At 66.0% G+C, this 12095-nt stretch carries 12 protein-coding genes and 1 pseudogene; 7 read left to right on the top strand and 6 right to left on the bottom strand.

From position 1 onward, the window contains the following. Positions 1–149: 149 nt before the first annotated feature. Positions 150–1184 (bottom strand): capsular biosynthesis protein, encoded by a 1035-nt coding sequence (locus tag JMT67_RS08915; protein ID WP_233455843.1) that lies wholly within the window; start codon positions 1182–1184, stop codon positions 150–152. Positions 1185–1825: 641 nt separating this feature from the next. After that, positions 1826–2676, bottom strand: a pseudogene (locus JMT67_RS08920) (OmpA family protein). A 263-nt stretch (positions 2677–2939) separates the two neighbouring features. Between JMT67_RS08920 and JMT67_RS08925 the strand changes: the two are divergent. Beyond that, the gene (locus JMT67_RS08925; RefSeq protein WP_201463270.1) at positions 2940–4142 is read left to right on the top strand and encodes an acetyl-CoA C-acyltransferase; all 1203 of its coding nucleotides are present in this window, start codon (positions 2940–2942) and stop codon (positions 4140–4142) included. Positions 4143–4284: 142 nt separating this feature from the next. Here JMT67_RS08925 and JMT67_RS08930 read toward each other — a convergent pair whose 3' ends face one another. Genes JMT67_RS08930 through JMT67_RS08940 form a run of 3 tightly spaced genes read right to left on the bottom strand, consistent with a single transcriptional unit; the run spans position 4285 to position 6019 of the window. Then, entirely contained in the window at positions 4285–4857 is a 573-nt protein-coding gene (locus JMT67_RS08930) for a demethoxyubiquinone hydroxylase family protein (RefSeq protein WP_191559142.1), read from the bottom strand. 4 nt (positions 4858–4861) lie between these two features. After that, positions 4862–5404: a disulfide bond formation protein B gene (locus JMT67_RS08935; protein WP_183218053.1), complete on the bottom strand. Its 543-nt coding sequence runs from the start codon at positions 5402–5404 to the stop codon at positions 4862–4864. A gap of 39 nt (positions 5405–5443) precedes the next feature. Beyond that, on the bottom strand, positions 5444–6019 hold the full coding sequence (locus tag JMT67_RS08940) for a YqaA family protein (RefSeq protein ID WP_191554634.1): 576 nt from the start codon (positions 6017–6019) through the stop codon (positions 5444–5446). Positions 6020–6125: 106 nt separating this feature from the next. Here JMT67_RS08940 and JMT67_RS08945 point away from each other — a divergent pair, with 106 nt between their 5' ends. The 4 genes from JMT67_RS08945 to JMT67_RS08960 all read left to right on the top strand — a co-directional run bounded on the left by JMT67_RS08945 (position 6126) and on the right by JMT67_RS08960 (position 9455). Continuing rightward, positions 6126–6761 carry an exopolysaccharide biosynthesis protein gene (locus tag JMT67_RS08945; protein ID WP_201463271.1) on the top strand — a complete coding sequence of 212 codons (636 nt, stop codon included), beginning with the start codon at positions 6126–6128 and terminating at the stop codon, positions 6759–6761. 134 nt (positions 6762–6895) lie between these two features. After that, the gene (locus tag JMT67_RS08950) at positions 6896–8005 is read left to right on the top strand and encodes a DUF5694 domain-containing protein (protein ID WP_183218046.1); all 1110 of its coding nucleotides are present in this window, start codon (positions 6896–6898) and stop codon (positions 8003–8005) included. A gap of 151 nt (positions 8006–8156) precedes the next feature. After that, on the top strand, positions 8157–9269 hold the full coding sequence (gene hppD / locus JMT67_RS08955; RefSeq protein WP_182715127.1) for a 4-hydroxyphenylpyruvate dioxygenase: 1113 nt from the start codon (positions 8157–8159) through the stop codon (positions 9267–9269). Continuing rightward, a complete protein-coding gene (locus JMT67_RS08960; protein WP_054764115.1) occupies positions 9270–9455 on the top strand; it encodes a hypothetical protein in 186 nt (61 codons plus the stop codon). A gap of 72 nt (positions 9456–9527) precedes the next feature. Here the strand turns inward: JMT67_RS08960 and JMT67_RS08965 are convergent, their stop codons facing one another. Then, entirely contained in the window at positions 9528–10265 is a 738-nt protein-coding gene (locus JMT67_RS08965; protein WP_201463272.1) for a hypothetical protein, read from the bottom strand. Between the two features lie 280 nt (positions 10266–10545). Between JMT67_RS08965 and JMT67_RS08970 the strand changes: the two genes are divergently transcribed. Together JMT67_RS08970 and JMT67_RS08975 are read left to right on the top strand one after the other, a co-directional pair. After that, positions 10546–11613: an isoaspartyl peptidase/L-asparaginase family protein gene (locus JMT67_RS08970; protein WP_201463273.1), complete on the top strand. Its 1068-nt coding sequence runs from the start codon at positions 10546–10548 to the stop codon at positions 11611–11613. A gap of 212 nt (positions 11614–11825) precedes the next feature. Then, positions 11826–12092, top strand: coding sequence for a hypothetical protein (locus JMT67_RS08975; protein WP_201463274.1), 267 nt, complete (start codon positions 11826–11828; stop codon positions 12090–12092). Positions 12093–12095 lie beyond the last annotated feature (3 nt).

Here is a 12095-nt window from a genome sequence, read left to right on the forward strand (position 1 = left end):
AAAGTCGGAAACGTGGTCGTCACGTCTAAATCCGGCCCCGTGTACGATCCATCTTGTAACGCTAGGTGACACATATGTGTCAGAGTCGTGACAGCGCCCTTGGGTGGCTCAGAGAGCACACCCTTGACGCCCTTAAGCGCAAATTTTGTTCAGGAAACCCGCTCGAACACGTCCGCTACGCCCTCGGCGGTGCGCCGAATGGCGCGCGGCTCGTGGAAATTGCCGTTGACCTGACTCTGGGCGATCACATGGGCGCGGAACCGGGCGAAAAGGGCGGGGTCCGGGGCCTGGGGTTTGGACCAGAAGTCGTTCAACGCCTGCTGATCCGTCAGACCGTCGAAGTTGAAGAAGGCGTCGCCCAGCACCTTGACCGGCGTCTGGAACCCCAGGGCCGAAAGCGCGGCGGAAGAGTTGTTGACCACCATGCCCTGAGAGGCGCGGCACAGCTGGGCCAGGTTTCCGCCGTCGATGAAATCGACCCGGCCTTGCAGCTCCCGCTCGATGACCAGGCGCCGCGTGACGGCTTCCAGATCGATCAGGCCCGGGTCCAGAGGGTGGTTCTTGATCACCAGCCGCGCCGCCTTGGGCGCATGGACGGCGAAACTGGTCATCACCTCCGCGAGGAAGGCCGTATTGTCGGCATAGCGGGAATAGCGCAGCAGCTGGGCGTCGCCCTCCCGCTGAAGACAGGCGATGAAGAAGGGGCCCCGCGCGGCAATCACCTCCACATCGTTGCGTGACGGCGACTGAAGGGCCAGACCGAAATATCGCCGGACGTGACCCAGGCACTGGCTGAGCGGAGAGGCGGTATAGTGGCTGGCGTGGCGCGGAAAGAGAAAGCCCCCCACGGCCTGAGCCACATGATAGGCGGTGATGTTGACCACATGGTGCGGCAGGATCCGCCCCACGGGTTTCGGATCGGGCAAAAGCGGCGCCGGCTCCGGATAGCCGTCCTTGAAACGCGGCAGGCCGCTTGAGGCGTTCACGCCGTTCTGTTCGACGGTGATCCAGTCCGGGCGGAAATAGCCGTTCTCCAACACCCAAACGCGTGGCCCAAGCCCTTCCGCCGCAGACAGAACCGCGCGATTGTAAGGGCCGCCCTCGCCGAACAGCAGAAGATCGGTGAAATCGGCCGTCAGTTCCGCCAGTCGCGAAGCCCAGACCTGGGCGGAGTGTTTGAACACCCTTCCCCCCGCTCGCGGCCAGTTCAAGGCGTCGCCCGCATTGAAGATCATTCGCTGGACGGTCGCGCCGCGGGCTTCGAGAGTCCGCGCCAAGGCGACGCCGAACGGCCCGAACGGCGCCGAGACGATAAGGAATCTCCGACCATCCAAGCTTTGGATCGCGCGATCTGGCCCGGCCTCCGCACCGTTTTTTTGAGACGTAGGGAAGACGGCGATTTCGGCCGCCCGCTGCGGCGTGGGGGTGCGAAGGCGAAGCTGAGGTCGAGGCGCGCTCATGACCTCTCCGCGAAGCCGGTAGCGCCTACGCCGCCGGCCCAAGAAGGTTCGATTGGAGTGTCTTAAATCGACCATCTAAAGGGTTCCACGCCGTCCGGCCTGGCGATCCATACAACGCCAGGTCGCTTCACCTCTCCGATCAGGACGTCTGGCGCAAGAGAGTTTGTTCGATGGCTTTGTCGCGCTTAGCCGCAGAGGGATCAACCCACTAAAGCTGAGCGATGGGGAAAATGCGGGGGCGCCTGAGGCAGGCACGCGAGGAAGCCGACGCCCTGGATACAAGGGCGCCGGCTCTCGAACTTTCCGCTGACAGACTTCCAAGAACAAGACCCGATCTGACGATGTCAGACCGAGTCTTGCCTGTCTTAGAAGTTGATGTCGATGGTGGCGCGACGGTTGAGCGGTTCGCGCACGCCGTCGGCGGTGGGCTTGGCCAGTGCGGTTTCGCCCTTGCCGTCGAGGGCGATGACGCCGCCGTTGACGCCTTGGGCGACCAGGGCGTCCGCGACGGTGCGCGAACGACGGTTCGACAGGCCGACGTTGTAGGCGGCCGAGCCCGAGGTGTCGGTGTAGCCGACGATCAGGACGCGGGTCGGACGGCCCGACTTGGCGTAGTTGGCGGCCTGGGTCACGACCGAGCGAGCCTCAGCCGTCAGGTCCGAGCGATCCCAGTCGAAATAGACCACGAACTGACGCGCGGCCGGGGTCTGCGGAACCGGCGGCGGGGGCGGCGGTTCCGCAGACCNAGATTGCCGATGGTGTCGACGTTGACGCGGTTCACGCCGGCGCCCAGGCCGACGAAGGGACGCACGCCCCAGGCTTCATAGCCGAAGTCATAGATGACGTTGGCCATCAGGGTGGCGGACTCGATGTCGCCTTCCGGCGAATAGCAGCCGCCCGTCGCCGGGGTCAGGTTGCACAGACCCTGGGTGCCCGAAACGGCGCGCACCGTGCCGATGTCGCCCGAGCGGTAGCCGCCTTCGAGCTCGACGCGCCAGTTGGGGTTGAAGCGATAACCCAGGCGAGCAAAGGCCGCCCAGCCGTCGTTCACTTCATAGTTCCAGTTCGCGCCGGTGGTCGACGACTCGGCGTTGATGTCGTCGATCATGTGGTAGCCGGCGTCGATCGCGCCATACCAACCGTTGGGATCTGCCGAGGCCGCGCCAGCTGAGAACAGCCCGGCGACAGCGACGGATGCGAGAAGTTTGAGCTTCATAGCTTCCTCGTTCTGTAAAAAATGCCCGAAGCCGAGCTGTCCGCCCGACGTTCAGGAGCCGAACGGCAGGCTGCGGCTGCGGTTCCCTCGCATCTGCGAACAATGTGGCGACTGTGGCGCCCTTTCAACACAAAAGACCTGGGCGCCGACGACCCGACGAGGCTCTCCGCTTGCCTTACCGCGGGGGGAGGCGCCTAAGTTCCGCCCATGAGGAAACACGGCCGCGCCTCCAAAGCGGCGAACGAAACCGGGAAGGACTCTCCATGCGCGAAGCCGTCATCGTCTCCACCGCCCGCACCCCGATAGGCCGGGCCTATCGCGGGGCCTTCAACGACACCCAGGCCCAACAGCTGGGCGCCCATGCCGTCAGACACGCGGTCCAGCGCGCCGGCGTCGAGCCGGCCGAGATCGAGGACGTGATCATGGGCGCGGCCCTGCAGCAGGGCTCGACCGGAACCAATGTCGCCCGCCAGGTCGCCCTGGCGGCCGGTCTGCCGTCTTCGGTTCCGGGCATGAGCCTGGATCGTCAATGCGCCTCGGGCCTGATGGCCGTCGCCACGGCGGCCAAACAGGTGATCTTCGACCAGCAGAAGATGGCGGTCGGCGGCGGCCTGGAGAGCATCTCCCTGGTCCAGAACCAGTATATGAACCTGTACCGCGGCAAGGACGAGGCCCTGCTGAAGCTGGCGCCCCATATATATATGTCGATGCTGGAGACGGCCGAGGTCGTGGCCCGCCGCTACAATATCAGCCGCGACCGCCAGGACGAATACGCCCTTCAGTCCCAGCAGCGCACGGCGGCGGCCCAGGCGGCGGGCCGGCTCGACGCCGAGATCGTGCCCATGACGACCACCATGCTGGTCACGGACAAGGCGACCGGCGAGACCGCTTCGAAAGAGGTGACCCTGTCCACGGACGAGGGCAACCGGCCCGAAACCACTCTGGAAGGGTTGAAGGCGCTGAAACCCGTCTTCGGCAGCGGCGAGGCGATCCAGCAGGGCGAATACATCACCGCCGGCAATGCGTCCCAGTTGTCCGACGGCGCCTCGGCCTGTGTGATCATGGAGGCCGGCGAGGCGGTGAAACGCAATCTTCAGCCGCTCGGCGCCTATCGCGGCATGGCGGTGGCGGGGGTGGAGCCGGACGAGATGGGCATCGGCCCCGTCTACGCCGTGCCCAAATTGCTGAAGCGCCACGGGCTGACGGTGGACGACATCGGCATCTGGGAGCTGAACGAGGCCTTCGCCGTCCAGGTTCTCTATTGTCGCGACACCCTGGGCATCCCCGACGAGCTGCTGAACGTCTCAGGCGGCGCCATCTCCATCGGCCACCCCTATGGCATGTCGGGCGCCCGGATGACCGGCCACGTCCTGATCGAGGGCAAGCGGCGCGGGGCCAAATACGGCGTCGTCACCATGTGCGTCGGCGGCGGCATGGGCGCGGCGGGGCTGTTCGAGATTTATTAAGGCGGCCACGCCCCATTCCAAATCCGTCATCCTCGGGCTTGACCCGAGGACCGGGCGTGGATCGGGCTGTGCATCGCCTTTGGCGCAATGCGGCGGACCACCCGGCCCTCGGGTCAAGCCCGAGGGTGACGGTGGCGCGGGATCAAACCTTCTCGCTGATCTTGATCGCCGCGCGGCACCCAGCCTTGATCACCCCGCTCAGCAGCCGATAGGCCGGCGCGTCGCGGCTGCCGTGCTCGACGGCGTGATCGTGGTGGGCCAGCTCCTCGTCCCGGAACTGTTTCAGCTCGGCCGCCAGGGCCGGGTCGCGGTCGCCGATCTCGGCGATCTGGTCGGCGTAGTGTTTCTCGATCACGCTCTCGACCGCCTCGGTGCAGGCGTGGGCCGCCTTTTCGCCGATCAGGGCCGTGCCGGCGCCCAGGGCCGAGGCGGCGATGCGCCACAGCGGCGTCATGGCCGTCGGCCGCACGCGGCGTTCGTTCAGCAGTCGCTCGAACCGGGCCAGGTGAACCGCCTCCTGATCCTGCATTTCGCCGAGGTCGCGCACGATGTCGCCGCGCGCCTTGCGCCCCTCGAACACGGCCTTCTGTGCGCGATAGATCAGGACCGCCGCATATTCGCCGGCGTGATCGACGCGAAGGATTTCGTCCATCCGCGCCCTGTCCGCGCCCAGGCCCGGGCGGGGCAGAGGAGTGTGCGGGGCGGCGTCGGTCATGGGATCAGGCCCTTTCGAAGCGGGGGGCGCGGGCGTCCTTGGGGCGTTTGGTCGCCAGCAGGCTGAACCCGGCCAACGCCAGGGAGATCAGGGCGTTCCAACCGGCCATCGACAGGCCCAGCCAGCTCCAGGCCACGGAATCGCACATGGCCACCCTCTGGGCCGGCCCCGTGCCCAGGGCCAGGGCGGTCAGGCTCTCCAGATCGACCGACCCGCTGCTGACGCAGGTCGCCGGCAGGCTCCACCACTTGTATTCGCCGCCCATATGGAAGACGGCGGTGATCGCGCCCGTCGCAAACACGGCCCCCAGCAGGAAGGCGGCGATCCGGGGCGTGCCGCGTCGCCCGCCGCTCAGCACCGTCCAGGCCGTCGCCACGGCCGCCACGGCCACGGCGCCCCAATAGACCTCGCGCTGTTTCAGACAAAGGTTGCACGGCGCCAGGCCCGCGAACCGTTCGAACCCATGGGCTGCGCCCAGCATGGCCAGCGACGCGGCCAGGGCGAAGGCGGTCCACCAACGGGTCAGCAGGCGATAGAGGCTTCTCATTGCGAAACGGTCTTACTCCGGTCCGGTCCCCGCGTCGACTTACAGAAGCTTCAGCACGACGATCAGGGCGATCAGCAGAACCAGACCGATCCCGGACCACAGGGCCAGGCGCTTTTCCACCTGGGCCAGCATGGCCGGGCCCCAGCGTTTCAGAATCCAGGCCTCCAAGAAGAACCGCCCGCCCCGTGTCACGACCGACGCCGCCATGAAGACCGGAAAGCTGAAGGCCGCCAGGCCCGAGGCGATGGTCACCAGCTTGTAGGGGATCGGCGTCAGCCCCTTGATCAATATGACCCACAGACCCCACTGGGCGAACCACTGGCGGAAATGATCCAGCCCGTCGGCATGGCCCAGGAACCGCAGGATCGCCAGGCCCACGTCGGTCAGGAAATAGCCGATGGCGTAGCCCAGCATCCCGCCTAGAACCGAGGCGATCGTGCAGACCCCGGCGTAGACATAGGCCCGCTCCGGCCGGGCCAGGATCATCGGCGCCAGCATGACGTCGGGCGGAATGGGAAAGAAGGAACTCTCGGCGAAGGAGACCGCCGCCAGGGCCGGCGTGGCGTGGCGATGGCGCGCCAGGTCGAACACGCCGTCATAAAGTCTGCGAAGCATGGAGATTTCCTCGAACCGCCCCGCCCTAGCAAGACCCGGTCTCGCCGTCACCCGCTGCGACAACGCAACGCTCGCGACTGAAGCGGTTGCGGTTTAAGCCCCTCAGATGACCGCGCCCCGCCCATCCCCCCAGGCTGACGACGTCAGCCACGACATCACCCGTCTGCTGCGTCGCCTGTCCGACGAGGGCGGCGAGGCCGGCCTGACCCTGGACGAGATCCGCGATCGGCTGGACGAGCGCGCCTACGGCCTTTTGATCCTGCTGCTGTCCATCCCCTGCCTGGTGCCGGGCCTTTACGGCGTGCCCCAGGTCGTGGGCGTCATCGTCATTCTATTAGCCGCACAGATGCTGGTCGGGCGCGAAGAGCCCTGGCTGCCGCGCTGGTTCCTGAAGCTGCGCGCCAAGGGCTCCTGGCTGAAGGCCATGGCCGATTTCGCCGAAACCAAACTGGGCTGGATCGACCGGCTGTCGCGCCCCCGCCTGCGGCGTTTCGCCGACGGTCCGGGCGAGAAGCTGGCGGCGATCTTCATGATCCTGGCCACGGCCACCATCGTCCTGCCCCTGACCAACACCGTCCCCTCCGTGGCCCTGGCCCTGCTGTCGGTCGGCCTGATCCAGCGCGACGGCCTGTTCGTGATCGCCGGAGCGGCGGTGACGACGGCCTGGCTGACGATTTTGGGCGCGGTGGGAACCGGCCTATTGATGGGCGCCGAGTGGGCGACCCGCTGGCTGCCGGGCTGAGGCCGGGAGTGGTTCCAGCGCTGCAAGCGTAACCTTAGATGTCCAAGAATTAACGGGCGTCTGGGCGGCGATCCGTGGAAGGTGGCGTGACCGACCGACGGTCGATCTTTCTCAAATTCCTTTCACGGCGCGTCATGGCTTTGCCTCTTCGTTTCTCCCGCATCTTGTTCGTCGCCGCCGGCGCGCTGCTGGCCGCCGCCCTGCCCGCCGCCGCCCAGGACTACCGCCAGTCCTTCCATCCCGATCAGCTGAAGGGACCGCCCGCCGGCGCGCTGAACGAGGTCTTGGTGCTAGGCACGCCGCACTTGTCGAACATGGGCGACGGCTTCAAGGTCGAAAGCCTATCGCCGCTACTGGATCGGTTGGCGGCCTGGAAGCCGACCGCCATCGCGACCGAGGATCTATCGGGCCTGCAATGCGACAGCCTGCGTCGCTATCCGTCGCGCTATGCCGAGACGGTCGAAACCTATTGCTGGGATCCCGCCCCCGCCGCCCTGGCGACCGGTCTGGACGTGCCAGCCGCCAACGCCGAGGCCGAGCGGCTGCTGGCCGAGTGGCCCGCACACCCCACGCCGGCCCAGCGGCGTCATCTGGCGGCGGTCTTCCTGGCGGCCGGCGAGCGGGGATCGGCCCTGGTCCAATGGCTTCGCCTGCCCGCCCAGGACCGCACCGCCGGGGACGGTCTGAACGACGCCTTGGTCGCCGTGCTGAACCGGATCAAGGACCGAGCCAATGAGACCTATCTGATCTCCGCGCCCCTGGCCGCGAGGCTGGGGCTGGAGCGGCTGTGGAGCGTCGACGACCACTCCGCCGACACGCCCGATCCGACCGATCCCATCGAGAAGAAAGCCTATGCCGACGCGATCATGGGCGCGTGGAATAATCCCGCTAGCCAAACCCGACGAACGCAGGATGCGGAACTGGGCGCCGCCCTCGATCAGCCCGACGGCGTGCTGCGCATGTACCGCGTCTATAATGCGCCGACGACGCCGCCCCTGATCTATCAGTCCGACTTCGGCGCCACCCTGGTCGAGCCGTCGCCGCAGGCCTTCGGCCGCCGCTACCTCGGCTATTGGGAAACGCGAAACCTGCGCATGGTCGCCAATATGCGCGATGTTCTGGGCCGCTATCCGGGCACGCGGATGCTGACCATCGTGGGGGCCTCGCACAAGGGCTACTACGAGGCCTATCTGGACCAGATGCACGATGTCCGGCTGGTCGATCCCGAACCCGTCCTGCGCTGATCGCATGAAGAGGGCGGAGCCGCCGTTCATCACGACCCCGTGGGTCTGCCTTGGCTCTGTCGTCATCCGCGACTAGGTTCCGCGCCAATCGGCGGCCCCTATCGGTTAAGCCCGCCTCAGAACGCTACGCGGGAGACGCGCCATGAACGACATGACCCCCAACCCCAGCCAGGCCCCTCATCAGCCGACGGCTGAACAGATCGACCGGGAAAATCCCCTGGGCGTCGACGGTTTCGAATTCGTCGAATTCACCGGCCCTGAGCCCCAGGCGATGATCGCGCGGCTGGAGATGATGGGCTTCACCAAGACCCATGTGAACCCCAAGACCGACGTGGTGCGCCTGAAACAGGGCGACATCTCCTTCCTCGTCCACCGCTCGCCCAAGGGCCAGGCGGCGGACTTCGCCAGGGATCACGGCCCCTCGGCCAACGGCATGGCCTTCCGCACCAATGACGCCAAGGCCGCCTATGAGGGGGCGCTCCAGCGCGGCGCCGTGGCCGCGACGGATGCCGACGGCGGCGCCCTGGGCGACTATCCCTACATCCTGCAAGGCATCGGCGGCTCGCTGCTGTACGTCATCGACCAGTACGGCGACGCCGGCTCCCTCTATGACGCCTGGGACGAGATCGAGGGCTGGGAAGAGGCCGAGCGCAAGAACAACGTCGGCCTGGAGGTGCTGGACCACCTGACCCACAACGTCCGTCGCGGCCAGATGCGCACCTGGTCGGGCTTCTACAATTCGGTCTTCAACTTCGAGGAACAGAAGTATTTCGACATCAAGGGCAAGGCGACCGGCCTCTTCTCCCAGGCCATGATCGCGCCGGACCGCGCCATCCGCATCCCGCTGAACGAGAGCCAGGACGAAAACTCCCAGATCGAGGAGTTCATCCGCCGCTACAACGGCGAAGGCATCCAGCACATCGCCCTGACCACAGAGAACATCTTCGAGACGGTCGAGGCCATGCGCGCCCGCGGCGTGGACTTCCAGGACACGATCGAGACCTATTTCGAACTGATCGACAAACGCCTGCCCAACCACGGCGAGGACGTGGAGCGGATGCGCAAGAACCGCATCCTGATCGACGGTTCGGACGAAGAGGGCCTGCTGCTGCAGATCTTCACCCAGGACACCTTCGGCCCGATCTTCTTCGAGATCATCCAGCGCAAGGGCAATGAAGGCTTCGGCAACGGCAATTTCCAGGCCCTGTTCGATTCCATCGAACTGGACCAGATCCGTCGCGGCGTCATCAAGGTCGACGCCTGAATGAAGATGCGGCCGCCGACCTGGCTGCCCTGGCTCGGCCCGGCCCTTGCGGCCGGCGCCGGCGCCCTGGCCGGGCGTTTCTGGCTGGAGGGCGGCTTCTGGACGGTCCTGATCGCCGCCCTGATCTGCGGCTTCGCCCCCATCGTCGCCTACAGGATCTGGAAACGGCTGCACCACCGGGGGTGAGGGTTCCTGGACAGGACTTTGCGGGGAGCGGGCTGGATGGGTGTCGGCTGTCGCGGGTTGCGGACTTTCAGGCTATGGAGCCGTCAGCATAACAAAGGCAACGCCGTCCGATAGGTCAGCCTGCCAGCGACCACCACGAATGATCAGAATTCGGGGGAATCGTCGGCTTTGTCGTCTTCCCGACGAGTCTGTGTAGTCGACGATGAAGTCGAAACTTATTCGTTGCTCTGGCTGTATCCGGCCAATCATCCGTTCATGCATTAGGTATGCACCATAACAGAGGGCGAAGAATGATAGGCTGGGATCAATCGGAAACTGGCGAACAGAGTTTTGCGAAGATCCGCTTCCTACCTGATCAACAAGGCTGAAAGCTTGGTCGGGTAACCGAAATCCGCCGATGATTTCACCATCTATCCTAAGAGACACACCGAAACTGTCATGGTCCACGGATAGCGTGGGAGCGTGATTAGCAATTTTTGATTGTGTGTCAGCGAAAATCGTTTCGAAATCTAGTTCGATCCGGACTGAAGCGTCGTATGCGGCCCCATTTCCGATGTTCCTTAAGAGAAAAAAGTAGTCAGTATCTCCGCCGTTCACATAAGCAGCCTTCTCCGTGGGTTTCTCCCAGAAGACTTCGCGTATAGAAGAAGATGCCATCTTTATCTGAAAGTGACGGGATGGGATAAGAAGTTGAGGCTCGAATTGGAATCGAACTTGCTTCCAAGCCAATCGGGCCGAGTAGGCAGCAACGCCAGCAGCTGCCACGGTCCCGGCGGCACTCAACATGTCGATCCAGGTCGAAGCGTCCATCGAAGCGATGCTACACGCCTGTGGACCAACTGTCTGCAACGGGTCGATTTGCGACCTAGCCCATCAGTTGCAAGGCGGTCCTGTGCGCACGGCGACGCCCTCTCACGTTGACGGGCCGTCCCATCGCCCAAACTCAACACTCTGATTTTCCCGCGTTTCCGTTTTTCTTCGGCCAATCGACCTGACACGCCCGAACGCGGCGTTACAATGCGACGGGCCGGCGCCTCTGAAGAAAGTGCACCAATTGCACCGTGTTTTGTCGCCGAAGGGGGACTTCACCATGCGCATCGCCTGTGTCGGACTGATTGCACTCTTTGCACTGTGTTTTTCCTCGGCCCATGCCCAGGTCGAGGCCCAGGACGCCGCGCCGCGCTGGTCGCTGGCGATCCACGGCGGGGCGGGCGTGATCGAGCGGTCCAGCCTGACGCCCGCGCAGGACGCGGCCTATCGCGCGGCGCTGCAAGCCGCGCTGGACGCCGGTTCAGCCGTGCTGAAGAGCGGCGGCTCGGCGCTGGATGCGGTCCAGGCCGCCGTCGAGGTCATGGAGGACGATCCCCTGTTCAACGCCGGGCGCGGAGCGGTCTTCACCGCCGCCGGCCGTAACGAACTGGACGCCGCCGTCATGAACGGCGCGGACCTGACCGCCGGCGCGGTCGCCGGCCTGACTGCGACCCGCCACCCGGTCGCCGCCGCCCGGGCGGTGATGGAGCGGTCGCCCCACGTCATGCTGATCGGCCCCGGCGCCGACGCCTTCGCCGCCTCGGTCGGGCTGGAGCAGGTCGACCCGTCCTTCTTCTTCACCGAGCGCCGCTGGCAGGGTCTGGTCAAGGCCCTGACCGAGGCCGGCTTGCCCATCCCCGACCGTCCCGCCGGTGCGCCCGCGCCCCACCATCAGGGCGCCGAAATCGCCCCGCCCCTGAACGAGAAGAAGTTCGGCACGGTCGGCGCCGTGGCCCTGGACAGCCAGGGTCGCCTCGCCGCCGCCACCTCGACCGGCGGCATGACCGCCAAACGCTGGGGCCGGGTCGGGGACGTGCCGATCATCGGCGCCGGCGCCTATGCCTCCAACGCCGACGGCTGCGCCGTCTCGGCCACCGGCTCGGGCGAATATTTCATCCGCTCCACCGTCGCCCGCGACATCTGCCGCCGCACCGCCGACGGCGCGACCGTCCAGGCGGCGGCGGAGGCCGAAATCGCCGACGTCGGCTCGATCGGCGGCGACGGCGGCGTCATCGTCATGGGCCTGAACGGAACCCCCGCCTTCGCCATGAACACCTCGGGCATGTATCGGGGGGCGGTGTCTTCGAATACCCCGACCCGCGTCGCCATATACGCCGACGAAGACTGACCTCCTCTTTCGTCATCCTCCGACAAGCCGCGCAGCGGCGCAGATCGGGGGACCCAGCGGCGCGAGCGAGCGCGAACCTGTCGCGGACTCGCCCCTTAGCGTTCTTGCGGCGGATGGATTTCGCCTTCGGCGCCGCTGGGTCCCCCGGTTCCGCTGCGCGGCCCGGAGGATGACGAAAGCAAAAAGCCGTTTCCTCCTGTAAGACTGCCCCCATGACACCCACCGACGACGAACTGACCAAGATGGCCGAGGAGGAGCTGGACGCCGCCTGCGCCATGCCCTTCGTCGAGCTGAAGAAGATCACCCCCTGGGGCGATGCGTTCGAGGGGTTCGCCCCGTCGGGCCGCACGGTCGAGGTCGAGCGTCGCTATCTGTGGGCGGTCGAGCCCGAGGGCGGCGTCATCGTCGAGGTCGAGGTGCGCGACCGCGCGGCCCGGACCGGCGCCGAGGCCCGCGCCCTGCTGACCCCTGCCGCCTGAGGG

The sequence above is a fragment of the Brevundimonas aurantiaca genome, from assembly GCF_904830995.1.
GTDB lineage: Bacteria > Pseudomonadota > Alphaproteobacteria > Caulobacterales > Caulobacteraceae > Brevundimonas > Brevundimonas aurantiaca.